The following is a 21,852-nucleotide window of genomic DNA, read 5'->3' as shown; positions in this document are numbered from 1 at the left end:
ATCGATCTGCCGTCCCCTGGGAGGGCTGAGGGGGGATTCGTCATGAGCCCAGTTGTCATCGCTGTGATCGGAGTCGTCGTACTCCTTGTCCTACTCGGTCTTGTCGTGATCACCCGCTACAAGGTGGCGGGTCCGAGCGAGGCGTTCATCGTCACCGGGCGGCGGGGAAAGAAGGCCACCGATCCCGAGACGGGCCGCGTGTTCACTGACAACAGTGGGCAGAAGGTCGTGGTCGGCGGCGGCGTGTTCGTCGTGCCGTTTGTGCAGCAGAAGTTCACCCTCGACCTGTCCTCGCGGCACATCCCGGTCGCGGTGCGCGGCGCGGTCACGCTGCGGGGCGTCAAGGCCCACCTGGAGGGGGTCGCGATCGTCAAGGTCGGCGGCACGGAGGACTCGATCCGCGCGGCGGCTCAGCGGTTCCTGATGCAGCAGGACGGCATCGTCGGCTTCACCCAGGAGGTGCTGTCGGGCGCGCTGCGCGCCATCGTCGGCCGGATGTCGGTGGAGGACATCATCCGCGACCGGGCCGCGTTCGCCGGCCAGGTCGCCGAGGAGGCGGAAGCGAGCCTGTCCGGGCAGGGCCTCGTCCTGGACGCCTTCCAGATCCAGGACATCACCACCGAAGGCTCCTACCTGGAGGACCTCGGCCGCCCGGAGGCCGCCCGCGCCAAGCAGGAGGCGGACATCGCCGAGGCCGTCGCCCGCCGTGCCGCCGAGCAGGCGCGGCTGAAGGCCGAGGAGGAGATCGCGATCGCCCAGCGGACGTTCGCGCTGAAGCAGGCGGAGATCAAGGCCGAGACCGACGAGGCGGCGGCGCGTGCCGCGGCCGCGGGTCCGCTGGCCGAGGCGGCGCGGAACCAGGAGGTTTTGGCCGAGCAGGAGAAGGTTGCCGAACGCCAGGCCGCGCTGACCGACCGCGAGTTGGACACCAAGGTCCGCAAGCCCGCCGACGCCGCCCGCTACCAGGCCGAGCAGGAGGCCGAGGCCCGCCGCATCGCGCTGGTCAAGGAGGCCGAGGCGGCCGCCGAGCGGGCCCGGCTGACCGGTGAGGGCGAGAAGGCGCAGCGTGCCGCCCTCGCCGAAGCGGTCCGCATCGAGGGTGAGGCGGAGGCCGCCGCGATCGGAGCCAAGGGTGCCGCCGAGGCCGAGGCCATGCAGAAGAAGGCCGACGCCTTCGCGCAGTACGGCGACGCGGCCGTGCTGCAGATGCTGGTCGAGGTGCTGCCGCAGGTGGTCGCCAAGGCGTCCGAGCCGCTCAGCGCGGTGGACAAGATGACGGTGATCTCCACCGACGGGGCCAGCCAGCTCTCCCGTACGGTCGCCGACAACGTCGCCCAGGGCGTCGAACTTCTCAGCTCCACGACGGGAGTCGACCTCGCCGAGCTGCTGAAGGGCATCACCCAGCGCGCTGATGGCGCGCAGCCCGCGACCACGGCACCCGCCGAGGCCAACGGGAAGGTCGAGATCACCGGCTGACATAGGTACTGATCAGCGGAGCGAGCCAGGGCGGCCCTTGAGCTGCCCGGGCTTGTGCTCGCTGGGTGGTTTCCCGGAAGTGGAGTGTGAGTGGTGTTCCTGTGGCTTTGGCCGATCGGCTGGTCGGCGTTCGCCCTGCCCCTGGCGATCGCCTCATTGCGCGGCCGGGCGCCCAAGTGGGTCCGGCGCCGGACCACTCCGTGGGGCATACGCGTACGGGGCGTCGCTCTGCTGGTCATCTGGGTCGGCGGTCTGGTCGTTCCGCTGCTGCGGTGGAGTGGCTTGGACACCGAGGACGCCGCGTTTCTCGGGTTCATCGTGCAGGTCGGATTCTTGATGTTCGCGGCGGGACTGATGGGCGGCTCGCAGCTGGGGGAGTGGTTCTACCGAAGGGCTCTTCAACCGAAGGAACTTGATGAGATGCCCAGCACCGCCGGTGGGCGGCGGTGGTGAGCCCGGATCGGGTCCGGCATCGGACGACGCACATCGCCCAGGCCGTTGGGCGGATCACAGACCAGATGGAGAAGCAGTGACCGCACTGCGCAAGTCACGCTCAGGGACGGACACGGCGACCGGGATCGCGTATCCCGGGACGGCGTTCGCTCTTGCCGGGTTCCGTCGGCGCGCTTGGGCCTGGCTCGGGGGCGGCCTCGGGGCCGTCGTGGTTGGGTTGATGGTCGGTCCGCCGGCCGACGAAGCCGGAATCGGCTGGCTGAACGACATCGCCGTCTTCTGCGTCGGAGGCGGCCCGGTCACCGCCATCGTCGGCGTGGCGGCCCTCGTCAACTACCGCCGCATGCGGCGGTCCTTGTCCACCCACCCGTGGATCGCCTGCTCCGCTGTGGCCATTTCATCCCAGGGTAAACCCCGTACGGTATTGCGCCACCCGCAGACGGGTGACGTGATCCCGCTGTCGGTCCGGACGCTGCAGCCGCGATACCACCTGGCCAACCCCGACCCCGGAGGCGTGCTGTGGTGGTGCGGCGACGCGCGCACCGGCGGTGTGCTCGCGCAGCCCGGCGGCGAGCACCTGCTGTGGGCACGCCGTCCCCGAACCGAGCGGACCCGCCGCAAGGACGTGTTGACGGCGGAACGACAGGGGCTCCTGAACAGGCCGCAGCCCCGGCAGCCGCAGGCCGGCGTGGACGACCACCCCATCGAGGGCCGGGAGCCGGACCTGTCGTACGCGGCCATGGCCGAAGCGGCCCGCCGACAGGCGATCGAGGACGAGGACGGAACCGCTCCGCGCCGCGAACCCGACATCCGTGCCGTGCCCTGGTGGCGCGTGCCGGCCCTGCTGGAGATCTCGTACGTCTGGCCAGCCGTGGTCAACGCTGCTTTCGCCATCGCGATGGTGCTGACATGGTGGCTCCTGGCGAAGGACCAGGACATCCTGGTGCCGCTGATCCTCGCGGCCCTGTCCGGCATCAACGCACTCCGGTTCGGCCGCCGGATGATTACTCAGGGGATGCCCGCGGTGAAAGGCTTGGTGCAGGCCGCTCGGGCGCCCCTTCCCGTGCCCAAACGCTACGTGTTGTTGCCCGGCCTCGACGACGGACTGGTCCTGGTCCTCTTTGCCGTCCACGGAGGTCCGGAGGATCTGCCGGAAGCCGCCATGGAAGTCAACCCGCCAGGCACGCCCAGGCATCCGAGACGCGGTATACCCCCAGCGGTAGGCACGGTCGATCTGCACGGCTGGCTCGACGCCGGGCCCACCGTCGTCCCATGGATCGACGGCCGCCCCCTTTGGCCCCGGCACGAGTACGAGGAGGTGAACCTCAATGACCGGAGGGACCGTGACTACTTCACAGCCCTGGTCGGAGGTGTGGGTGCGAAGGCGACATGAGTCGGCCGGGTCCGGGGCCCCTCGTTGGTAAGGGTGAAGCCGCTGGTGAGGGTGATGGACCCCGCTCAGCGGTCGAGTACCGGCCCTGCGGTGTCGAGTGCGGCACCGACGTGGTCGGCGAGGCTTACGGCCACCAGGCGTGCCTGAAGAGGCGGTGGTACGGCGCCGGGTTCCGGCAGGAGCATGAACCGGCCGAGGTAACGGCCGCCCACCGAGGCGCGCAGCTCGATCTCCTCGCCGGGCCAGCTGTCCTTGTCCAGGTCCCAGTTGGCGCGCCCGACGGTCAGCGAGCCGTCCTGCTCCAGGCGGGGGTGCCGGCCGAGCAGCGTGCCGTGTTCGAAGCGGCAGGCGCGCAGGCCAAGGATCTCGACGAGTTGCTGCCGGACCTGGTCCACCACGGCATACGGCGAGGCACCGGCCTGAACCAGGCAGGCAATCGTGTGTGGTCAGGAGGATCGAGAGCGGGTCATGACTCGAAGCGGTAGCCCATGCCCGGCTCGGTGATGAGGTAGCGGGGGTGGGAGGGGTCCGTTTCGAGTTTTCGTCTCAACTGGGCCATATAGATCCGAAGATGGTTGGTCTTGTCGCTGTAGGTTGCCCCCCAGACCTCCTGGAGGAGTTGCTTCTGGGTGACCAGGCGGCCGGGGTTGCAGACCAGGATCTCCAGCAGGTGCCACTCGGTTGGGGTGAGCCGGATGTCGCGGCCGCCTCTGGTGGCCTTCTTGGCCAGCAGGTCGATGGTGAAATCGCTCGTCGTGACCATGGTCGTCTCGGGTGCCATCGGCAGAGCTTCGGTACGGCGGACGGCGGCCCGCAGCCGGGCCAGCAGCTCGTTCATGCTGAACGGCTTGGTGATGTAGTCGTCGGCGCCCGCGTCGAGGGCGGCGACCTTCTCGTCGGACGCCGTCCGGGCGGACAGGACCAGCACGGGCACCCGGGTCCAGCCGCGCAGCGCCTTGATCACCTCGACGCCGTCCATGTCGGGCAGGCCCAAGTCGAGCACCACCACGTCCGGCTGGCGGGCGGCGGCCGGTCGGAGCGCGGTGGCGCCGTCCGGCGCGGCATCCACTCCGTACTGGCGTGCCTGCATGTTGATCACGAGGGCTCGTACGAGCTGTGGATCGTCCTCCACCACCAGCACCCGGGTCATCGGTGTGCGGCCTTCCTGTCGTCGGTGGGGTCGGGGCCGTCAGGGCGGCGGCGGGAGCCGGTGGGGCCAGATGTTCCGGTCCGCCGACTCCCGGCCGCTGTCCCTGCTGCTAACGGCATCAGCGGTCGGCCAGTTCCTTGAGCGCGATGTTGAGTTCGAGGACGTTGACGCGCGGCTCGCCCATGAAGCCGAGAGCGCGGCCGTCGGTGTGGTCCTTGACCAGCTTCTCGACCTGGGCGACTGTCAGGCCGTTCGCCTCGGCGACCCGCTTGACCTGGATGTCCGCGTAGTCCGAGGAGATGTCAGGGTCGATGGCGGAGGCGGAGCCGGTGACCGCGTCCTTGGGCACCTCGGACTCGGGTACGCCGTTGAACTCGGCGACCTGCTTCTTCGCCGCTTTCACCATCTTCACGAGCTCGGGGTTGCCGGCGCTCAGCTGGCTGGAACCGGTGGCCAGCGCGTCGTAGTTGCTGTTGGACGGCCGCCCGTGGAACCACTTCGGGTCCGGCTTGTCGGTGCCCTTGATGTTCCAGCGCTGGCCGATCAGCCTGGAGCCGACCTCCTTGCCGTCGACCTTGACGATCGAGCCGTTCGCCTTGTCATGGAAGGCGAGTTGGCCGATGCCGGTGACCACGAGCGGGTAGATGACGCCGGTCACGACGGTGAGGACGAGCAGCATGCGCAGCGCCGCCCATGCCAGGCGTCCGGTGTTTGCCACGGAGTTGTTCATGGTCCTTCACCCGATCCCGGGGATCAACGAGATGAGCAGGTCGATGAGCTTGATGCCGATGAACGGGGCGATCAGTCCGCCCAGGCCGTAGATGCCGAGGTTGCGCCGGAGCATCCGGTCGGCGCTCATCGGCCGGTACTGCACGCCGCGCAGGGCGAGCGGCACCAGAACGATGATGATCAGCGCGTTGAAGATGACCGCGGAGAGGATTGCCGACTCCGGGCTGGCCAGGCCCATGATGTTGAGCTTGTCCAGCGACGGGTAGGCGACGGCGAACATCGCCGGGATGATCGCGAAGTACTTCGCGACGTCGTTGGCGATGGAGAACGTCGTCAACGCGCCCCGGGTGATGAGGAGTTGCTTGCCGATCTCGACGATCTCGATGAGCTTGGTCGGGTTGGAGTCGAGGTCGACCATGTTGCCGGCCTCCTTGGCGGCCGACGTACCGGTGTTCATCGCCACGCCGACGTCGGCCTGCGCGAGCGCGGGCGCGTCGTTCGTACCGTCACCGGTCATGGCGACCAGCTTGCCGCCCGCCTGTTCCCGCTTGATCAGGGCCATCTTGTCCTCGGGAGTCGCCTCCGCGAGGAAGTCGTCGACGCCCGCCTCCTCGGCGATCGCCTTGGCGGTCAGCGGGTTGTCGCCGGTGATCATGACGGTCTTGATGCCCATGCGGCGCAGTTCCTCGAACCGCTCGCGCATGCCCTCCTTGACGACGTCCTTCAGGTGGATGACACCCAGGATCCGGGCACCCCGGTCGTCCTCGACGGCGACGAGCAGCGGCGTACCGCCCGCCTCGGAGATCCGGTTGGCGGTCGTGTCCGCGTCCTCGGCAACCGTGCCGCCCTGCTCCTGGACCCAGGCGATGACCGAACCGGCCGCGCCTTTGCGGACCTTGCGCCCGTCGACGTCCACACCCGACATACGAGTCTGGGCGGTGAAGGCGATCCACTCGGCGCCGACGAGCTCCCCCTGGTGCCGCTCGCGCAGACCGTGCTTCTCCTTCGCCAGGACGACGATCGAGCGGCCCTCGGGCGTCTCGTCGGCCAGCGAGGACAGCTGGGCGGCGTCCGCGACCTCGGGCTCGGTGGTCCCGCGCACCGGCACGAACTCGGCCGCTTGGCGGTTGCCGAGCGTGATGGTGCCGGTCTTGTCGAGCAGCAGCGTCGAGACGTCACCGGCGGCCTCGACCGCGCGGCCGGACATGGCGAGTACGTTGCGCTGGACCAGGCGGTCCATGCCCGCGATGCCGATCGCGGAGAGCAGTGCGCCGATCGTGGTCGGGATCAGGCAGACCAGCAGCGCGGTGAGCACGATCATGGAGGTCTGCTTGTCGGCGCCCGCGTAGATGGCGAACGGCTTCAGCGTCACGACCGCAAGCAGGAAGACGATGGTGAGCGAGGCGAGCAGGATGTTCAGTGCGATCTCGTTCGGCGTCTTCTGCCGTGCTGCGCCCTCGACCAGGTTGATCATCCGGTCGATGAAGGTCTCGCCCGGCTTGGTCGTGATCTTGATGACGATCCGGTCGGAGAGCACCTTCGTGCCGCCGGTGACGGCGCTGCGGTCGCCGCCGGACTCGCGGATGACGGGCGCGGACTCGCCAGTGATCGCCGACTCATCGACGGAGGCGACACCCTCGACGACGTCACCGTCGCCGGGGATGGTGTCGTCGGCCTCGCACACGACCAGGTCGCCGACCTTCAACTCCGTGCCGGGCACGCGCTCTTCGGAGTCCCCGACGAGTCGGCGCGCCACGGTGTCGGTCTTGGCCTTGCGCAGCGTGTCCGCCTGGGCCCTGCCGCGGCCCTCGGCCACCGCTTCCGCCAGGTTGGCGAAGACGACGGTCAGCCACAGCCAGGCGGCGATGACCCAGCCGAACCAGTCGCCCGGGGTCTTGATCGCCAGCACGGTGGTGACCACCGAGCCGATGAGCACGACGAACATCACGGGGGACTTGACCATCACCCGCGGGCCGAGCTTGCGGAACGCGTCGGGCAGTGACTTGACGAGTTGCCTGGGGTCGAACAGGCCCGCGCCGACGCGGCCCTCGGCGGGCTTGTGCCCGGTCGGTACGTCCTGGTGCGGTGCCCGGGTCGGGGTAACCGTGGACATCGGGTCCTCTTGCTTCTTGGTGTTGATGGTCATGCCGCCAGCCCTTCGGCGAGCGGGCCCAGCGCGAGGGCCGGGAAGAACGTCAGACCGGTGACGATCATGATGGCGCCTACAAGGAGGCCGGTGAACAACGGCTTCTCCGTACGAAGCGTGCCCGCGGTGTCGGGGATCGGCTTCTGCTCGGCGAGCGAGCCGGCCAGTGCCAGCACGAACACCATCGGCAGGAACCGGCCCAGGGCCATGCACAGGCCCAGCGTCGTGTTGAAGAACTCGGTGTTGGCTCCGAATCCCGCGAACGCGGAGCCGTTGTTGTTCGAGGCCGACGTGTAGGCGTACAGGACCTCGGAGAAGCCGTGTGCCCCGATGTTGGTCATGGCGTCCTTGCCGTCGGGCAGAGCCAGCGCCACCGCGGTGCCGATCAGCACCAGCGCGGGGGTGATGAGGATGTAGCAGGCGGCCAGCTTGATCTCGCGGGTGCCGATCTTCTTGCCCAGGTACTCGGGCGTGCGGCCGACCATCAGCCCGGCGAGGAACACCGCGATGATCGCCATGATCAGCATGCCGTAGAGACCGGAACCGACACCGCCGGGCGCGATCTCGCCGAGCATCATGCCCAGCAGGAGCACACCGCCGGACAGGCCCTGGAAGGAGTCGTGGAAGGAGTTCACCGAGCCGGTCGAGGTCATCGTCGTCGACACCGCGAAGAGGGAGGACGGGCCTTCGCCGAACCGCTGCTCCTTGCCCTCCATCGAGCCGCCGGCGATCTGGGAGGCGATACCGGGGTGGGCGTACTCGATCCAGGTCACGGCGACCACGGCGAGGAACCAGATGATCCCCATGGCCGCGACGATGGCGTAGCCCTGCTTGACGTTGCCGACCATCTTGCCGAAGGTGCGCGGCAGCGAGAACGGGATCACCAGCAGCAGGAAGATCTCCAGCAGGTTGGTGAAGCCGCCCGGGTTCTCGAACGGGTGCGAACTGTTGGCGTTGAAGAAGCCACCGCCGTTCGTCCCCAGGTCCTTGATGGCCTCCTGGGAGGCGACCGCACCGGGGCTGATGGCCTGCTTGTCGCCGGTCAGCGTGGTGATGGTGTGGATGTCACCGAAGTTCTGGATGGCGCCGGCGGCGATGAGGATCACGGCGGCGACCACGGAGATCGGGATCAGGATGCGGACGATGCCGCGCACCAGGTCCGCCCAGAAGTTGCCCAGGTCCCCGGTGCGGGAGCGCGCGAAGCCGCGCACCAGCGCCACCGCCACGGCGATGCCGACAGCGGCGGACACGAAGTTCTGCACGGCCAGTCCGGCGGTCTGGGTGACGTGGCTCATCGCCACCTCACCCGAGTACGACTGCCAGTTCGTGTTCGACACGAACGACACGGCGGTGTTGAACGCCTGGTCCGGAGTGATCGGCTTGAAGCCGAGCGACAGCGGCAGCTTGTCCTGTACCCGCTGCAGCAGGTACAGGAACAGCACGCTCACCGCGGAGAAGGCCAGCACCCCGCGCAGGTAGGCGGGCCAGCGCATTTCCGTGTCGGGGTTGGCACCCACCGAGCGGTAGATCCACTTCTCGACGCGCAGGTGCTTCTTGGACGAGTAGATGGCGGCCATGTAGTCGCCGAGGGGACGGTGCACCAGGGCGAGCGCGCCGATCAGCGCGGTCACCAGGAGCACGTCAGCGAGGACGGGGCTCATGTCGCGACTCAGAACCTCTCCGGGAAGATCAGGGCGAGGACGAGATAGCCCAGCAGGGCGACGGCCACGACCAGGCCGACAACGTTCTCGGCGATCACAGCTTCGCCACCCCCTTGGCGACGAGGGCCACGAGCGCGAACACCGCGATCGTGGTGACGACGAAGGCCACGTCGGCCATCGCAAGCTCCTGAATGAGGTTCGGAAATCCGTAAGAGGATCGGACCGCAACAGGAAACCCCCCTCCCCGACCGGATTCGACCTCGCTTAACGGCTTCCATACGGCGGCGCGTACACCTTTGACGCACCCCATACGGCGACCCGCGCCGCACGGTTCTGCGCGGGGCTGAACGAGTCGTCTCTTGTTGGATCGCCGCCTCCGTTGGTGACGCGTGAAGAGACACGGAAAAGCGCTGCCGCGGGATTGCCGCTGGGGGCTATGCCCGCTGAGGTGTATGACCTCTTCATTTGCGCTATTTGTACGCATCGGGCGAAACCCTAACGGCCCCTTAACGCCCACCCGACGGTTCAGCACTCCCCAGGGCGACCCCCTCGCGGCTTACCCTCGCGCATGTGCTCAACGTGACCGGTCTGCTCAAACGTCTGGTGATCGGCCGGGCGAAGCGCAGCGAGGAACTTCACGAGACGCTGCTCCCCAAGCGGCTTGCCCTGCCGATCTTCGCGTCCGACCCCCTGTCCTCGGTGGCGTACGCGACCCAGGAGATCCTCCTGGTCCTCAGCCTCGGCGGTCTGGCCTACCTGCACTTCACGCCGTGGATCGCGGCTGCCGTCGTGATCCTGCTGACGGTGGTGGTGCTCTCGTACCGGCAGGTGGTGAGCACATACCCGAGCGGCGGTGGCTCGTACGAGGTCGTCTCCACCAACCTGGGCCCTTCGGCCGGGCTGGTGGTCGCCGCCTCGTTGCTTGTCGACTACGTCATGACGGTGGCGGTCTCGGTTGCGTCCGGTGTCGGGAGAGACACCCGGGATCACGTCGGTCCCGGCAGGGTGAACGCGGTGGGTAATCGGAGGGGCGCGATCCGTCTTATCGAGGTCGCTGCGTATGTTTCGCGTCAATGGCCTGGTCGACACCAGGAATACGTACGACGCTGAGCACAGGTTAGTTTCCTGTAGATGAGGAGCCCGCCGTGCGCGCTCGTGACCTGGCGGTCGAATACGAAACAGTGAGCGTCGACAGCGACGCCATGGACGCGGCCCGGATGATGGCCGAGCACAAGCTGCCCGGCCTGTTGGTACTCGACGAGCGGGGTGAGCCGAAGGCGATCCTGCCGGCATCCCAGATGATCAAAGTGCTGGTGCCCGCCTACGTGATCGAGGACCCCACCCTTGCCGCGGTCGTCGACGAGAAGCACGCCGACCGGCTCTGCCAGGCGCTGGCCGGCCGCCGCGTGGGGGAGTGTCTGTCCAGCACGGCGGCTCCGCCGCCGGTCGCCAACCCCGACGACACCGCGCTGGAGGTGGCCGCTCTGATGGCGCAGGTGCGCAGCCCGTTGGTGGCGGTGGCGGAGAAGGCAAAGGACGGCACCCATCTGCTCGGGGTGATCACGGCCTCTCACCTGCTGCATGAACTCCTCGGCGCCGCAGGTGCGGTGAGCCCCAAGTAGTCGCATCCCGCCCTGTGGCGCGCAGGGCTATTCCATGCCGGAGGCCCGGAGGATTCCGCGGCACAGCTCGCCGTCGATCCGCCGCCCCAACCGCTCCAGCACCGGCGTGCCGGATCGCAGGGTCCCCTGTTCCAGGGATCGGCGTGCACCTTGATCCAGTTGGTGCCACAGCAACGGGTTGGCGATCAGGACGCGTGGGTCCAGCACCAGCCGCCCGCCGGACGTATCAGTGAGAATCACCCGCTGGCTTGCGCCTTCGGATATGCGCACCGCCGCGAGGCGGTCGGTCCGCACCCAGGGGTGGGTCACGAGCCCGCGCGCGCCGAGTGCGCCGGCAGCCGCACTCACCCGCGGCGGCGTCAGGATGATCAGGAGCAGCACGGCGAGCGCGGCCCACCATCCGGCGCGCACGGCAGTGAGCCGCGCGAACCCCCAGTCGAGCAGTACCAGTGCCCCGAAGAGCAACACGCCGTAGAGCACCGCGCTGCGCAACTCCCGCGCCCAGTAACGGTCATGGACCGTCCCGACGGCATCCGCACGCGGACTGCCGCCCACCAACGCGCGCTTCTTGATGTGCCGTCCCATACGGGCCACATTAGGCACGCCACCGGTCTGTGTCTCCGGCTGTGACAAACCCGGTTTCGAACTGTCCGGTCAGCCGACGCCGCCGAAGCTCGAGTACGCCCTGCGGCCGAGCAGGGATCCGGACCAGCGGCTCAGAGGAACGCCGTTCGCCGTATGGTCGCCCTTGGCCCTGTGTGTCATCGCCTTGGCAAGTCTGTTCTCCTGACGGCGGCGCGGGGGTCTTCCCCGGCGATCACGGATCCGGTGTCTCGGCTCGGGCCCGGTTGTCCTTGACCGCGGACAGGAGGAACAGAACGGCCGCGAGGCCGTAGAAGCCGATGCCGAAGAGCATGGCGGCCATGACCACGTCGAACGAGGCTTTCGCCAGGCGGGGCACACCGTTGGCCAATGTGCCGCCGTACAAGCACAGAATTCCGTAGGCACGAAGGCGCAGACCTCCGGTGCGCCCTCGCGTCCACGGAGGAACCCAGCCCCGTAGGAGCGCGATCGCCAGCGGCAGCATCAGGGCGCTGGCCACGGCCAGAGCGATCCAGTGGTAGAGCGGATTGCCGTGCATGTCGACGCCTTCTTTCACCAGGGCCGGTCGGTCAGCCGAACAGTCCGGCACCCACGAGACAGAGGATGCCGAGCAGCAGTACGGGAAGACCGGGCCCGGGCAGGGCCCACATCACCACGCCGCAGAGAGCGAGCGCCATACCGGCGGTCGCAAGCGAGCGCGCGACTGTGCGCCTGGTGAGGGGGCTGTCCATCAGGTGACTCCAGGAAGGACGAAGGGGCGGTGACCGTGGCTGAAACGTATCGCATATGCCAGTGGCATCTCAGTGGCTCTCGCCGTCGAGTACGGGGTGGGCCGCGTGGCGGGCGTTCGGATTCGCGAGCAGGCTACGTGGGTCGGCGGCCTGGGAGATGGCCGACTCGACTGCGGCGATCCGGTCGGCCAACAGGGAGGGCGGCGACCGCGCGGGTGAGCTGGTCGTCCTCGGGGTCGCCGAGGGCCTGATCACGGACGTGCGCCGTCTTCAACTCGGCCCAGCGGGCGGCCTGTCCGGTGGCGAGCGTGCCACGCAGTTCGGCCAGCTTGAGCAGGTTGGACTCCGCGTCGGTGGTCGCAAGCAGACTCTGGCCGACGCCCGCGCCCGCAGGGCTGAGCGGCTGGCCGACTCGGCGACCCGGGTCCTGCAGACGGCCTGCTCCACCTTGCGGAACAGGCGGGAGACGGCGAACAGCACGGCGACCGTGACGAGCAGGACAGCGGCGACGGTCACGCCGATGCCCACAGTGGTGGCATCCATAGGAAATCCTTGAAGTCTGCGAAGAGGTGACGCCTCGACGGCGAGGGCGAAGCGGCTCGCTCGGCCGCGAGCAGGGGCGTCAGGAGGAGGCCGGCGGTTGGGCCGCGGGCGGTCGGTTCAGCCGCGGGCGCGGTGACTGCCGGGGTCGAACGGAGCGCCGTTCGCCAAGTCCCGTTGTCGCGGCCCAGGTTCGTGGCGGAACAGCTTGGTGAGCGGACCCGCGAGAGCATGTGCCACCGACCAGGCGGCGAGCGCGGCCAGCGCGAGCAGCACGACGCGGGCCAGGGCAGCGCCGAACCCTGTCACGCCGATCCGCTCCATCACGAGCATCCCGGCGAGGCTGACGAGCCAGCCGCTCACCGTGACGACGGAGGCGGCGACGGCGACCGGTGCTCCTCCGAACACCCTGGCCAGCGCGGGGGCGTCTGCCTCGAAGTCGCGTACGCCGACCCGGCCCAGCAGGACCAGGAACCAGAAGCAGAGCGCGACGACCAGAGCAGAGGTGAGGATGACGGTGGGGAACTGCGCGGCGGCGTCGATGGCCTCCAAGATCCCTCACCCCCAAGTCTCGCCGTAGTTTCCGGGTATCCGCGGCCGTTGCCGGGGCCGGGCACCAGGACACACCCGTTGTGTGCGCCAAAGTCATTGTGAACTGGCGCTGCTCCTCACCGCATTGCCGCATTCCGGCAGTCTTGACGACTCGTTGATGCCGGACTGCGATACCCAGGGGCCGACTGAGCCGGCCGTGACCACTCGGCTCATGCGTCATGATCAGTCCCGGTCACCGCGGCGTGCGCTTTGCTGTCGCTGTGTCGTTGATACCGGCATCGGGGGAGGGAGAAGGGGTGGGCCGACTCGTATACGGCGCCTCAGGAGATGGCCGCCGGACACTACCCGCTCGGGCGGACGGGGGTCCGTCTCGCGGACAGGGCGGACAGAGCGGACACGGCGGACAGGCGGGCACCGGGGGCCGGAGGTGCGCACCATGAGGCGCGTGCCCTCGCTTCCCGACCAGGCCCGGCACCCGGCGCTGCCGGGCCACATGGTGGTGTGCGGCGATGACGCCCTCGCCGAGCGCCTGGCCGCTGAACTGCGGGAGCTGTACCGCATGCGGGTCACTGTCGCCGTGCCGTCGCTGCCCGGTACGGTCGACACCGGGAACGGCACGGAGGGACGGGCGCGGGCAGCCGCGCTGCTCGCCCGGATGCAGGCGGTCGTCAACCGGGCCGCCGACTCGGAGACCAGACAAGGCGTCCGAGTCCTTCAGGCGCCGCTCCTCGACGATGAGACGCTGGCCGAAGCCGGTGTCGCGCGCGCCGATGCCCTCGCCCTTGTCCATGACGACGACGAGACCAACATCCGCGCCGCGCTCGCGGCCCGCCGCCTCAACCCCCGACTGCGCCTGGTCATCCGGCTCTACGACCGCAAACTCGGCCAGCACCTCGCCGACCTGCTGGACCAGGCCGCGGCGGTCGCCTCACCCGGCCTCGACCCGGCCGCTCTGGACACCTCCACCACCGTCCTCTCGGACGCCGACACCGCGGCCCCCGCCCTGGTGGCGACGGCCGTCGCGGGCACCAGCAAGGTCGTCCAGGCAGACGGCCTTCTGCTGCGGGCCGTCGAGCGCACCCCATCCGGGCGCGGCGAGGTCGCCGACCCCGGCCTGTGCACGCTCGCCCTGCTCTCCTCCACGGCCAACGACCCGGCGGGGGAGGAGGGTTCGGACGCCAGTGGCCAGGACGGACCGCTGCTGCTGCCGGACGACCGTACCGTCGCCGCTGCCGCCGGCCGTGGCACCGTCGTACTGGAGACCGTCACGCACAATGGCCCCGAGCGTGTCCCGAGCCGTGGCGTGCCGCTCGGCTCGCTCTTCTCCCACCGCCTGCGCTGGTCCCTGGCCGGGCTCGTGCTGAGCGTCCTGGGCCTGGCGGTGGCGTCCTGGCTGACCACCGGCGACCACCCTCTGCACGCCGTCTACCTCACCCTCCTCGACCTCTTCGCCATCGGCGACCCTGCCCTCGGCGATCCCATCGCCCGCCAGGTCCTCCAACTCCTGTCCGGTCTGACCGGGCTCCTCCTGCTGCCTGTGCTGCTCGCCGCCGTACTGGAAGTGCTCGGCACCTTCCGCACCGCCTCCGCACTGCGCCGTCCGCCGCGCGGCCTGTCCGGCCACGTCGTCCTGCTCGGTCTTGGCAAGGTCGGTACCCGCGTCCTGGCCCGGCTGTGCGAACTCGGCATCCCCGTGGTGTGTGTGGAGGAGGACCCCGAGGCGCGCGGCATCCCGCTCGCCCGCCGCCTGCACGTGCCCACCGTGATTGGCGACGTCACCCAGGAAGGCGTTCTGGAAGTCGCGAAGATCCACCGTGCCCATGCGCTGCTGGCCGTCACCAGCAGCGACACCACCAACCTCGAAGCCGCCCTGTACGCCCGCTCCGTAGAGCCCGGCGTACGCGTGTCGCTGCGCCTGTACGACGACGCCTTCGCCACCGCTGTCTACCGCACCCTGCGTGCCGCCCACCCCCGGGCTCTCACCCGCAGCCGCAGCGTCTCCACTCTTGCCGCACCCGCGTTCGCCGGCGCGATGATGGGCCGCCGGATCCTCGGCGCCATCCCCGTCGAGCGCAGAGTCCTCGTGTTCGCTGCCCTCGACGTGGCGGGCCATCCGCAACTGGAAGGCCGCACGGTCGCCGAGTCGTTCCGCGCTGGAGCGTGGCGCGTCCTGGCCATCGACTCCGCCGCCCCGGACGAACGCCTGCCCGACCTCGCGGCCTCACCGTCGGACGACGGTACCGAGCACCCGAGCGGCCTCCTCTGGGACCTGCACCCCGGCTACGTCCTGCGCCCGCAGGACCGCGTGGTCCTCGCCGCCACCCGCCAGGGGCTCGCCGAACTCCTCGGGACTCACCCGCGGACCCGCCCACGTGCGACGTGAGCATCGCCGCGCAGGTTGATTGCCACCGCGTACACGTCGGGGCCACCGCACCACCGAGCAGCGGCCTTGCTAGTACGTCCAGCTCGCCGTCGTCGATCCATCTGCGGGCGGATCGGCCGGCCGGGGAACAACCTCGGCAAGGCGCCCCGTCTGCACGTGCTGCGGGCCGAGGTGGCCTCCCGGGGCCAACCCGGCCCTTGATCGTCTTCACAAGCGTTCATGATCACGGTAAACGTTCGGCTGCCCGCTGGTATCCCCGCCGATCAGGGCAAACCCTCTTAACGATCGAGAACCACGGCTGCCGTGTCTGTCTGCCCGGAGTTCCGGGAGGTAGCTTGGTGGACAAGGCCCCTAAGGGAGGGCGATTCGATGCCGTGGTACGTATGGCTGCTCGCCGCCGCGGCGCTGGGTGCCGCGGAGTTCTTCACCCTGACCCTGGTCTTCGGATTGCTGGCGGGCGCCGCGTTGGTTGCCGCCGTAGTCGCTGGTGTGGGCATCGGCCTTCTCGGCCAGCTCGTGGCCCTCGCAGCAGCAGCGGCAGCGGGCCTCTTCCTCGTCCGTCCTGTCGCGCTGCGGCATATGGCACAGCAACCCCTCACACGCGAGGGCAGTGATGCGCTGATCGGCAGGCGGGCCGAGGTCATGCAGGAGGTCACCGCGACCCGCGGCCTGATCAAACTCTGCGGCGAAGAGTGGTCCGCCCGCGCCCTCGACGAGAGCCTTGTGATCCCGGTGGGAGCGCTGGTGGATGTCATGGAGATCGAAGGCGCCACGGCCATCGTCTATCCCCGCGAACTCCTTCCATGAACGGCTGAACACATAGCAACGGAGGCACCTGTGGATCCAGTTGTCGTCCTCACTCTGGTGGCGGCCATCGTCGTCGTTTTCCTCGTGGCCTCTGCTGTTCGGATCGTCCCGCAGGCGCGCCGCTACAACATCGAGCGGTTCGGCCGGTATCGCCGGACGCTGCAACCCGGCCTGAACTTGGTTCTGCCGGTGGCGGACCGCGTCAACACCAAGCTCGATGTGCGCGAGCAGGTCTATTCGTCCGACCCCAGGCCGGTGATCACCGAGGACAACCTCGTGGTGAACATCGACACCGTGCTCTACTACCAGATCACGGACCCTCGGGCGGCGGCCTACGAGGTCGCTGATTACCTGCAGGCGATCGATCAGCTCACCGTGACCACGCTGCGGAACGTCATCGGCAGCATGGACCTGGAGGAGACGCTCACCTCGCGTGAGGAGATCAACTCCCGGCTCCGCGCCGTCCTCGACGATGCCACCGGCAAGTGGGGCATCCGGGTCAACCGCGTCGAGATCAAGGCCATCGATCCACCGGCCACCATCAAGGAGGCGATGGAGAAGCAGATGCGGGCCGAGCGTGACAAGCGCGCGGCCATCCTGCACGCGGAAGGGGAGCGGCAAGCCAAGATCCTTACCGCGGAAGGCACGAAGCAGAAGGACATCCTGGAGGCGCAGGGCACGCAACAGGCCATGATCTTGCGGGCGGACGGCGAGGCAAAGGCGGTGGAGCTCGTCTTCCAGGCCGTCCATCGCAACAACGCCGACCCGAAGGTCCTGGCCTACAAGTACCTGGAGACGCTCCCGCACTTGGCGAGCAGCGACAACAACACGTTCTGGGTGATCCCGGGGGAGCTGACCGAGGCCGTTCGGACCGTCACCAGTGCGTTCGGTGATCAGGCGACGGCGGGTCCTCCCAAACCAGCGCAGACTGAGGAAGCAGCCACCGCCGACGCTGACGGGACGTCGCACGAAAGCCGGATTCCGGAGCTCGATGCAGGTTCGACGGTTTCGCTCGACGCTGCGACGGCTGCTGACGAGGCCGAGAAGGAGGCCGCCGCCGCGGTGAGCGACGCCAAGGCGGAGGCCGAGGCTGCGATGTCGCCCCAGGTGCCGCGCCGGGGGCAGACGTCCGGCGATTGAGCCCATCTCGGCTGTCGCCAGGGACTGCCGTGAGGCTTCCAGAGCTCTCGGGCAGCCCGTCTGGCTGTTCTTCGCGGGTCTTTGGGCGCTGGGCCTGTCACTCGCCCGGCGCCGGTACGGGAAGTACAGCCGGATTCTGCGGGCTGCCGGAATTGAGCGGCCTTCGAGCCCATCGCGCACGTGAGGTTCACGGCAGCGCACAGAATCGCGCAGCCGTAGCACAGAACCGCCCCGTACCGAGGAGTGGCAGGGGGCGGCCCACATGCTGGGCAATGAGGTCAGACCAGCTTGACGGACTCCCGCTCGTCCTCGGGATGCACGCCGCCCACGGCCGCCCGTGCCTCCCGGCTCCGGACGAAGTCAAGGAAGGAGCTGAGCTCGCGCCTGACGACGGGGGCCAGTAGGTAGAGGCCGAGCACTTGAAGACCGACAGCAGGAAGAGCGCCGAGTCGGCCAGGCTGACCATCGAGTCGAGGGAGAGCAGGTAGCCCGCAAGGGCTAACACGCTCCAGATGATCTTGAAGGTGATCTCGCTGGTCGCGCTCTCGCCGTCCATCCGCCCGTCGTGGTCCTCCTCGCTCTCGCCGAAGACCGGCAGCAGGGTGTCGCGGACCGCGCGGAGTGCGTACGCACCGCCGTAGACCGCGTGCTGCCACACGAAGCCGGTGTCCAGCGGCACCGAGCGCAGGGCCTGTCCCGCCTCCCAGGGGAGGGGACCGTCCGCCCTCACCGCGTACACCCGGTCACGTACCGAGACGGCCGGGATCTTCTGCGGGCTGAACAGCTCAACCGCAAGCCAGTAGCCCACGATCCCGGACCGCCGAACCGGCTCGTCCGCCATACCCCGCCCAGGCCCGTCAGATCGGTGTCCCGCTACCTCCGACACCCTACGCAACTGCCCGGCGGCGGAACGAGACCGATCGGTGCCCCGTCTGCGGACATCTTTGGGCTTCACAGCCCAGCCGAACGGCCCGCATGCCGTTGCCCACAGCAACCAGTCCTCGGCAGGGGTTGCACCCCGCTGTGGCGGGAGACGCCGCCGCACCGCGTTACCGTGACGTGCCTGCTATGTCCTGATCGTCAGCACTGCCGTCGCGGTCGTGTTCCGTGCAGGGCTTGTCGGCGTGGTGCGCATCGAGCGGCTGCCAGAGAGGAGGGGCCCGTGAGTTGCGGAAACCGCGGGGGATCGAGCACGGGTGCCGTGCATGGCACGGGAGACGAGAGACCTCGACCCGGTTCGCGCTGGAACAAGCCAGTGCACCTGCGGCCTCTCGTTGTCCGGGGCACGGCCGAGTCATGGCGGCGGTCCTGGTTCCGGCGGACGCGACCAGGTCCGGGATCGCTCGGCAGCGGGCGCCCCGTTCGTACGGCAGTCGTCCGCCACCACAGCTCAGCAAGGTGCCGGCGGGACAATCCGGACGTGGGGGCGGCCCTGTGACATTGCAGGACCTCTACCTGACCCTGCTCGTCGGTGGCACCGTTCTCCTCGCCAGCATCGCCGCCGCCCGCACCGCCCATCGCGTCGGCCTCCCCAGCCTGCTGCTGTTCCTGGCCGTCGGTGTCATCGTCGGCGAGGACGTGATCGGCCTCCACTTCGACGACGCCCAGCTGGCGCAGGCCCTGGGAACGGCGGCCCTGGCCGTCATCCTCGTCGAGGGCGGTCTGACTTCGGAGTGGGCCGACGTACGGCGCCTGCTGCTGCCGGCCGGCGTGCTGGCCACTGCGGGGGTGGCCGTCTCCGTACTGGTCACCGCGTCCGGCGCGCACTGGTTGCTGGGCATGAACTGGCACCTGTCGCTGCTGCTCGGCGCGATCGTGTCGTCGACCGACGCCGCCGCGGTGTTCGCCGTGCTGAGGTCCCTGCCGCTGCCGCAGAAGGTCGCCGGGTTGCTGGAGGCCGAGTCCGGCTTCAACGACGCGCCAGCCGTCATCCTGGTCTTGGTCCTGAGTACGGCCGACGTGCCCGGTCCGGCACACATCGCCGGGCAAGTCGTCTACGAGCTGGTGGTCGGCGGTGTGCTCGGGCTGGCGATCGGGCGCCTGGGTGCCGCCGCCCTGCGGCATATCGCGCTGCCCGCCACCGGCCTGTACCCGCTGGCCATCGTCGGGTTCGGCATCGTTGCCTTCGCCGCCGCCGGAGCCGCGCACGCCAGCGGCTACCTCGCCGCCTACCTGGCCGGACTCGTCCTGGGCAACGCCCAGTTGCCGCACCGAGCCGCCACCCGTTCCTTCGCCGAAGGCGTGGGCTGGCTCGCCCAGATCGGCCTATTCGTCATGCTCGGCCTGCTGGTGGACCCCAGCGAACTGCCCGCCGCGATCGGCCCGGCCGTAGCCGTCGGCCTGGTCCTGCTCCTGGCCGCCCGGCCTCTATCCGTTCTGGCCTGCCTGCTGCCCTTCCGCATCCCCTGGCGCGAGCAGGGCTTCATCTCCTGGGCGGGACTGCGCGGCGCCGTACCGATCGTGCTCGCCACCTTCCCCATCGTCGAAGGTCTCAGCGGCGCCCGGGACCTGCTGAACATCGTGTTCGTCCTAGTCGTCATCTTCACCATCGTCCAAGGCCCCAGCCTGCCCGTCGCCGCCCGGTTGCTGCGCCTGACCAGGCCGGGCGCTCTGCGCGAGATCCAGGTGGAGACCGCCCCACTGGACGTGCTGGACGCCGACCTGCTCACCGTGAGCATTCCCGCCGGATCACGCCTGCACGGCGTCGCCATCTTCGAACTGCGCCTGCCGCCGCCGACCGCGGTCACCCTCATCGTCCGCGATGGCGCCACCACCGTCCCCGGCCCCGACACCGTGCTGCGTGCGGGCGACGAACTCCTCCTGATCACCACCCCCAAGGTGCGGCAGGCCGCCGAACGCCGGCTGCGCGCAGTCGGCCGACGCGGCAAGCTCGCCCGCTGGCTCGGCGAGCACGGCGACCCGGAGACCAGCCGACTGACGGGTTCCTGACGACCGGGAACACCAAGGAGAACGCCCGGAACCCGGCAACCGAACCAGCAGCCAGAATCCGGTGACCACGATGAGCGAGACGGTGAGCGCGACTGCGGGAAGTCGACGACGGCGTCGGCGATCTCCAGGACCTGCCTCACCCGATCCCTAGGCGGCCGGGGAGGACTGGCGCCGGATTTCCGTGGTCCGGCATCGACTCGCCAGTGCTCCTGTCAAGAGCTGCATGGCAACGAAACCGCCCATTCTGGATTGAGCGACACCGGCAATCTTGATGTGCTCTTCATGCCGGGCTCTCTCACTGGCCGGGGGGTCTGCCACTCTTGTCCGGCGTGCGTTAGGAATACGCCAGCAGTGCGTCAAGAACAGAGGAGGCCGGGTGACCGGGCGTGAGGTACCCGACGAGTATCTGGAGAGGTATGCCCAGATACTGGCCGAGGCGTGCGTGACAGGCCGCCGCCTCACGCGGGACGAGCTGGAGTCGCTGCGCACTCGGGGAGAGCGCGCCGCCGAAGCCGGCCTCGGACTGCGGGGCCTCGTCCGCCGGCATCTGTCCGTGACCCGGGAGAGCTGGCCCACCCTCTCCTCCACGGAAGCCGATCGCGTGCTCGCCGTCGTCGAGCAGGCGATCGACGCCTTCGCCGAAGGTCATGAACGGGCGCAGAGGCTGGCCGTACGGCAGGAGGAAGGCGTACGGCGAGAGTTCATCGACGACCTGCTCTACGGCCGTAGCGACCTCGGGCGCCTGGCCGAGCGGGCCGAACGCTTCGGGCTGCTCCTCTCCCGAGCCCATGCGGTCGCCGTCGCCCAGGGCAGCAAGCCGGTGGAGGACATGCATCCGGCGACCCGGCAGGTGGAGAGCGCTGTGATCAGCAGATTCGGTGAGCGGCGCATCCTGCTCACCACCAAGGACGGGCGGCTGGTCTGTATCGCCCCCGGAGAACAGGACGAGGTCCTGGCGTTCTTCGCCAAACAGGCGTATGCCGCCACCGATGGAGGCCAGGTCGCCATCGGGCGCCCTCACCCGGGCGCTGGTGGAGTTGTCCACTCTTACGAAGAGGCCCTCAACGCCCTCGATTTGGCCGATCGGCTGCACATTGACGAACCGGTGCTGCGCGCCGCCGACCTCCTCGTCTATCCGGTACTGACCCGCGACCGGCAGGCCATGGCCGACCTCGTGCGCAATACGCTGGGCCCCCTGCAGTCCGCGCGCGGCGGCGCCCGGCCGCTCGTCGACACCCTCACCGCGTACTTCGACTCGGGGTGCGTCGCGGCCGAGGCGGCCCGCCGCCTGAGCCTGAGCGTGCGCGCCTTCACCTACCGCCTGGAGCGCATCCACAAGCTCACCGGCGCCAACCCGGCCGACTCCGTCCACCGTTACACCCTGCAGACCGCGGTGATCGGCGCCCGGCTCCTGGGCTGGCCGGACAACGAGGTGTGACCTGGCGTCCTGCATTGCGTCGCCCGCCATCCTGTGGGGACTCCACCAGTACCCAGCCTTGCGTTCCTCGCGCAGCGAG

General features: G+C 69.2%; 20 protein-coding genes and 2 pseudogenes. 10 read left to right on the top strand and 12 right to left on the bottom strand.

The features are described from left to right. The first annotated feature begins 42 nt into the window (after window positions 1-42). The 3 genes from F7R91_RS04030 to F7R91_RS04020 all read left to right on the top strand — a co-directional run bounded on the left by F7R91_RS04030 (window position 43) and on the right by F7R91_RS04020 (window position 3,322). Complete coding sequence (locus F7R91_RS04030; protein ID WP_150944504.1) at window positions 43-1,476, top strand: flotillin family protein; 1,434 nt, start codon at window positions 43-45, stop codon at window positions 1,474-1,476. 93 nt (window positions 1,477-1,569) lie between these two features. Further along, window positions 1,570-1,929 (top strand): hypothetical protein, encoded by a 360-nt coding sequence (locus F7R91_RS04025; protein WP_150944502.1) that lies wholly within the window; start codon window positions 1,570-1,572, stop codon window positions 1,927-1,929. Between the two features lie 76 nt (window positions 1,930-2,005). Further along, window positions 2,006-3,322 (top strand): hypothetical protein, encoded by a 1,317-nt coding sequence (locus F7R91_RS04020; protein ID WP_150944500.1) that lies wholly within the window; start codon window positions 2,006-2,008, stop codon window positions 3,320-3,322. A gap of 65 nt (window positions 3,323-3,387) precedes the next feature. Here F7R91_RS04020 and F7R91_RS04015 read toward each other — a convergent pair whose 3' ends face one another. From F7R91_RS04015 to kdpF, 6 genes are all read right to left on the bottom strand, one after another. Then, window positions 3,388-3,720 carry a hypothetical protein gene (locus F7R91_RS04015; protein ID WP_225320513.1) on the bottom strand — a complete coding sequence of 111 codons (333 nt, stop codon included), beginning with the start codon at window positions 3,718-3,720 and terminating at the stop codon, window positions 3,388-3,390. Between the two features lie 68 nt (window positions 3,721-3,788). Next, window positions 3,789-4,472, bottom strand: coding sequence for a response regulator (locus F7R91_RS04010; RefSeq protein WP_150944497.1), 684 nt, complete (start codon window positions 4,470-4,472; stop codon window positions 3,789-3,791). 118 nt (window positions 4,473-4,590) lie between these two features. Further along, a complete protein-coding gene (gene kdpC / locus F7R91_RS04005; RefSeq protein ID WP_150944495.1) occupies window positions 4,591-5,202 on the bottom strand; it encodes a potassium-transporting ATPase subunit KdpC in 612 nt (203 codons plus the stop codon). Between the two features lie 6 nt (window positions 5,203-5,208). After that, entirely contained in the window at window positions 5,209-7,347 is a 2,139-nt protein-coding gene (kdpB, locus tag F7R91_RS04000) for a potassium-transporting ATPase subunit KdpB (RefSeq protein WP_150944494.1), read from the bottom strand. Continuing rightward, window positions 7,344-9,008, bottom strand: coding sequence for a potassium-transporting ATPase subunit KdpA (kdpA, locus tag F7R91_RS03995; protein WP_150944492.1), 1,665 nt, complete (start codon window positions 9,006-9,008; stop codon window positions 7,344-7,346). The genes kdpB and kdpA overlap by 4 nt, the downstream gene beginning before the upstream one ends. Before the next feature lie 8 nt (window positions 9,009-9,016). Then, window positions 9,017-9,106, bottom strand: a complete 90-nt coding sequence (gene kdpF, locus F7R91_RS03990) for a K(+)-transporting ATPase subunit F (RefSeq protein WP_150944489.1) — start codon at window positions 9,104-9,106, stop codon at window positions 9,017-9,019. 472 nt (window positions 9,107-9,578) lie between these two features. Here kdpF and F7R91_RS03980 point away from each other — a divergent pair. Together F7R91_RS03980 and F7R91_RS03975 are read left to right on the top strand one after the other, a co-directional pair. After that, window positions 9,579-9,977, top strand: a pseudogene (locus F7R91_RS03980) (DNA-binding protein); the annotation flags it as partial. 176 nt (window positions 9,978-10,153) lie between these two features. Further along, window positions 10,154-10,630 (top strand): CBS domain-containing protein, encoded by a 477-nt coding sequence (locus F7R91_RS03975; protein ID WP_150944485.1) that lies wholly within the window; start codon window positions 10,154-10,156, stop codon window positions 10,628-10,630. Window positions 10,631-10,657: 27 nt separating this feature from the next. On the opposite strand, the gene F7R91_RS03970 is transcribed toward F7R91_RS03975, so the two are convergent. The 5 genes and pseudogenes from F7R91_RS03970 to F7R91_RS03950 form a co-directional block, all read right to left on the bottom strand. After that, on the bottom strand, window positions 10,658-11,215 hold the full coding sequence (locus F7R91_RS03970; protein WP_225320512.1) for a hypothetical protein: 558 nt from the start codon (window positions 11,213-11,215) through the stop codon (window positions 10,658-10,660). Between the two features lie 232 nt (window positions 11,216-11,447). Next, complete coding sequence (locus tag F7R91_RS03965) at window positions 11,448-11,771, bottom strand: hypothetical protein (protein WP_150944484.1); 324 nt, start codon at window positions 11,769-11,771, stop codon at window positions 11,448-11,450. A 31-nt stretch (window positions 11,772-11,802) separates the two neighbouring features. Further along, window positions 11,803-11,964, bottom strand: coding sequence for a hypothetical protein (locus F7R91_RS41835; RefSeq protein ID WP_191971333.1), 162 nt, complete (start codon window positions 11,962-11,964; stop codon window positions 11,803-11,805). 69 nt (window positions 11,965-12,033) lie between these two features. Beyond that, window positions 12,034-12,322, bottom strand: a pseudogene (locus tag F7R91_RS42475) (AAA family ATPase); the annotation flags it as partial. Between the two features lie 302 nt (window positions 12,323-12,624). After that, on the bottom strand, window positions 12,625-13,056 hold the full coding sequence (locus F7R91_RS03950) for a hypothetical protein (protein WP_150944480.1): 432 nt from the start codon (window positions 13,054-13,056) through the stop codon (window positions 12,625-12,627). Window positions 13,057-13,549: 493 nt separating this feature from the next. On the opposite strand from F7R91_RS03950, the gene F7R91_RS03945 reads away from it, so the two are divergent. From F7R91_RS03945 to F7R91_RS03935, 3 genes are all read left to right on the top strand, one after another. Beyond that, the gene (locus F7R91_RS03945) at window positions 13,550-15,439 is read left to right on the top strand and encodes an NAD-binding protein (protein ID WP_191971349.1); all 1,890 of its coding nucleotides are present in this window, start codon (window positions 13,550-13,552) and stop codon (window positions 15,437-15,439) included. Window positions 15,440-15,808: 369 nt separating this feature from the next. Continuing rightward, entirely contained in the window at window positions 15,809-16,246 is a 438-nt protein-coding gene (locus F7R91_RS03940; protein ID WP_150944477.1) for an NfeD family protein, read from the top strand. 30 nt (window positions 16,247-16,276) lie between these two features. Then, a complete protein-coding gene (locus tag F7R91_RS03935) occupies window positions 16,277-17,386 on the top strand; it encodes an SPFH domain-containing protein (RefSeq protein WP_150944475.1) in 1,110 nt (369 codons plus the stop codon). Window positions 17,387-17,573: 187 nt separating this feature from the next. Here F7R91_RS03935 and F7R91_RS03930 read toward each other — a convergent pair whose 3' ends face one another. Next, window positions 17,574-18,227 carry a hypothetical protein gene (locus F7R91_RS03930; RefSeq protein ID WP_150944473.1) on the bottom strand — a complete coding sequence of 218 codons (654 nt, stop codon included), beginning with the start codon at window positions 18,225-18,227 and terminating at the stop codon, window positions 17,574-17,576. Between the two features lie 593 nt (window positions 18,228-18,820). On the opposite strand from F7R91_RS03930, the gene F7R91_RS03925 reads away from it, so the two are divergent. After that, window positions 18,821-20,335, top strand: a complete 1,515-nt coding sequence (locus F7R91_RS03925; protein ID WP_150944470.1) for a potassium/proton antiporter — start codon at window positions 18,821-18,823, stop codon at window positions 20,333-20,335. Between the two features lie 376 nt (window positions 20,336-20,711). Then, window positions 20,712-21,773: a PucR family transcriptional regulator gene (locus F7R91_RS03920; protein ID WP_225320511.1), complete on the top strand. Its 1,062-nt coding sequence runs from the start codon at window positions 20,712-20,714 to the stop codon at window positions 21,771-21,773. Window positions 21,774-21,852: the final 79 nt, after the last annotated feature.

This window comes from Streptomyces luteolifulvus, from assembly GCF_008806595.1.
Classification (GTDB): domain Bacteria; phylum Actinomycetota; class Actinomycetes; order Streptomycetales; family Streptomycetaceae; genus Streptomyces; species Streptomyces luteolifulvus.
Note: the sequence above shows the minus strand (reverse complement) of the source record. Positions and strands in the feature narration are given on the sequence as shown.

Bases quoted from the DNA above. Each gene is read 5' to 3' on its own strand.
- F7R91_RS03940 (WP_150944477.1), top strand. From the start codon at position 15,809: ATGCCGTGGTACGTATGGCTGCTCGCCGCCGCGGCGCTGGGTGCCGCG.
- F7R91_RS03970 (WP_225320512.1), bottom strand. From the start codon at position 11,215: ATGGGACGGCACATCAAGAAGCGCGCGTTGGTGGGCGGCAGTCCGCGT.
- F7R91_RS04010 (WP_150944497.1), bottom strand. From the start codon at position 4,472: ATGACCCGGGTGCTGGTGGTGGAGGACGATCCACAGCTCGTACGAGCC.
- F7R91_RS04030 (WP_150944504.1), top strand. From the start codon at position 43: ATGAGCCCAGTTGTCATCGCTGTGATCGGAGTCGTCGTACTCCTTGTC.
- F7R91_RS03965 (WP_150944484.1), bottom strand. From the start codon at position 11,771: ATGCACGGCAATCCGCTCTACCACTGGATCGCTCTGGCCGTGGCCAGC.
- kdpC (WP_150944495.1), bottom strand. From the start codon at position 5,202: ATGAACAACTCCGTGGCAAACACCGGACGCCTGGCATGGGCGGCGCTG.
- kdpB (WP_150944494.1), bottom strand. From the start codon at position 7,347: ATGACCATCAACACCAAGAAGCAAGAGGACCCGATGTCCACGGTTACC.
- kdpA (WP_150944492.1), bottom strand. From the start codon at position 9,008: ATGAGCCCCGTCCTCGCTGACGTGCTCCTGGTGACCGCGCTGATCGGC.
- F7R91_RS41835 (WP_191971333.1), bottom strand. From the start codon at position 11,964: ATGGACAGCCCCCTCACCAGGCGCACAGTCGCGCGCTCGCTTGCGACC.
- F7R91_RS03945 (WP_191971349.1), top strand. From the start codon at position 13,550: ATGGTGGTGTGCGGCGATGACGCCCTCGCCGAGCGCCTGGCCGCTGAA.
- F7R91_RS03930 (WP_150944473.1), bottom strand. From the start codon at position 18,227: ATGGCGGACGAGCCGGTTCGGCGGTCCGGGATCGTGGGCTACTGGCTT.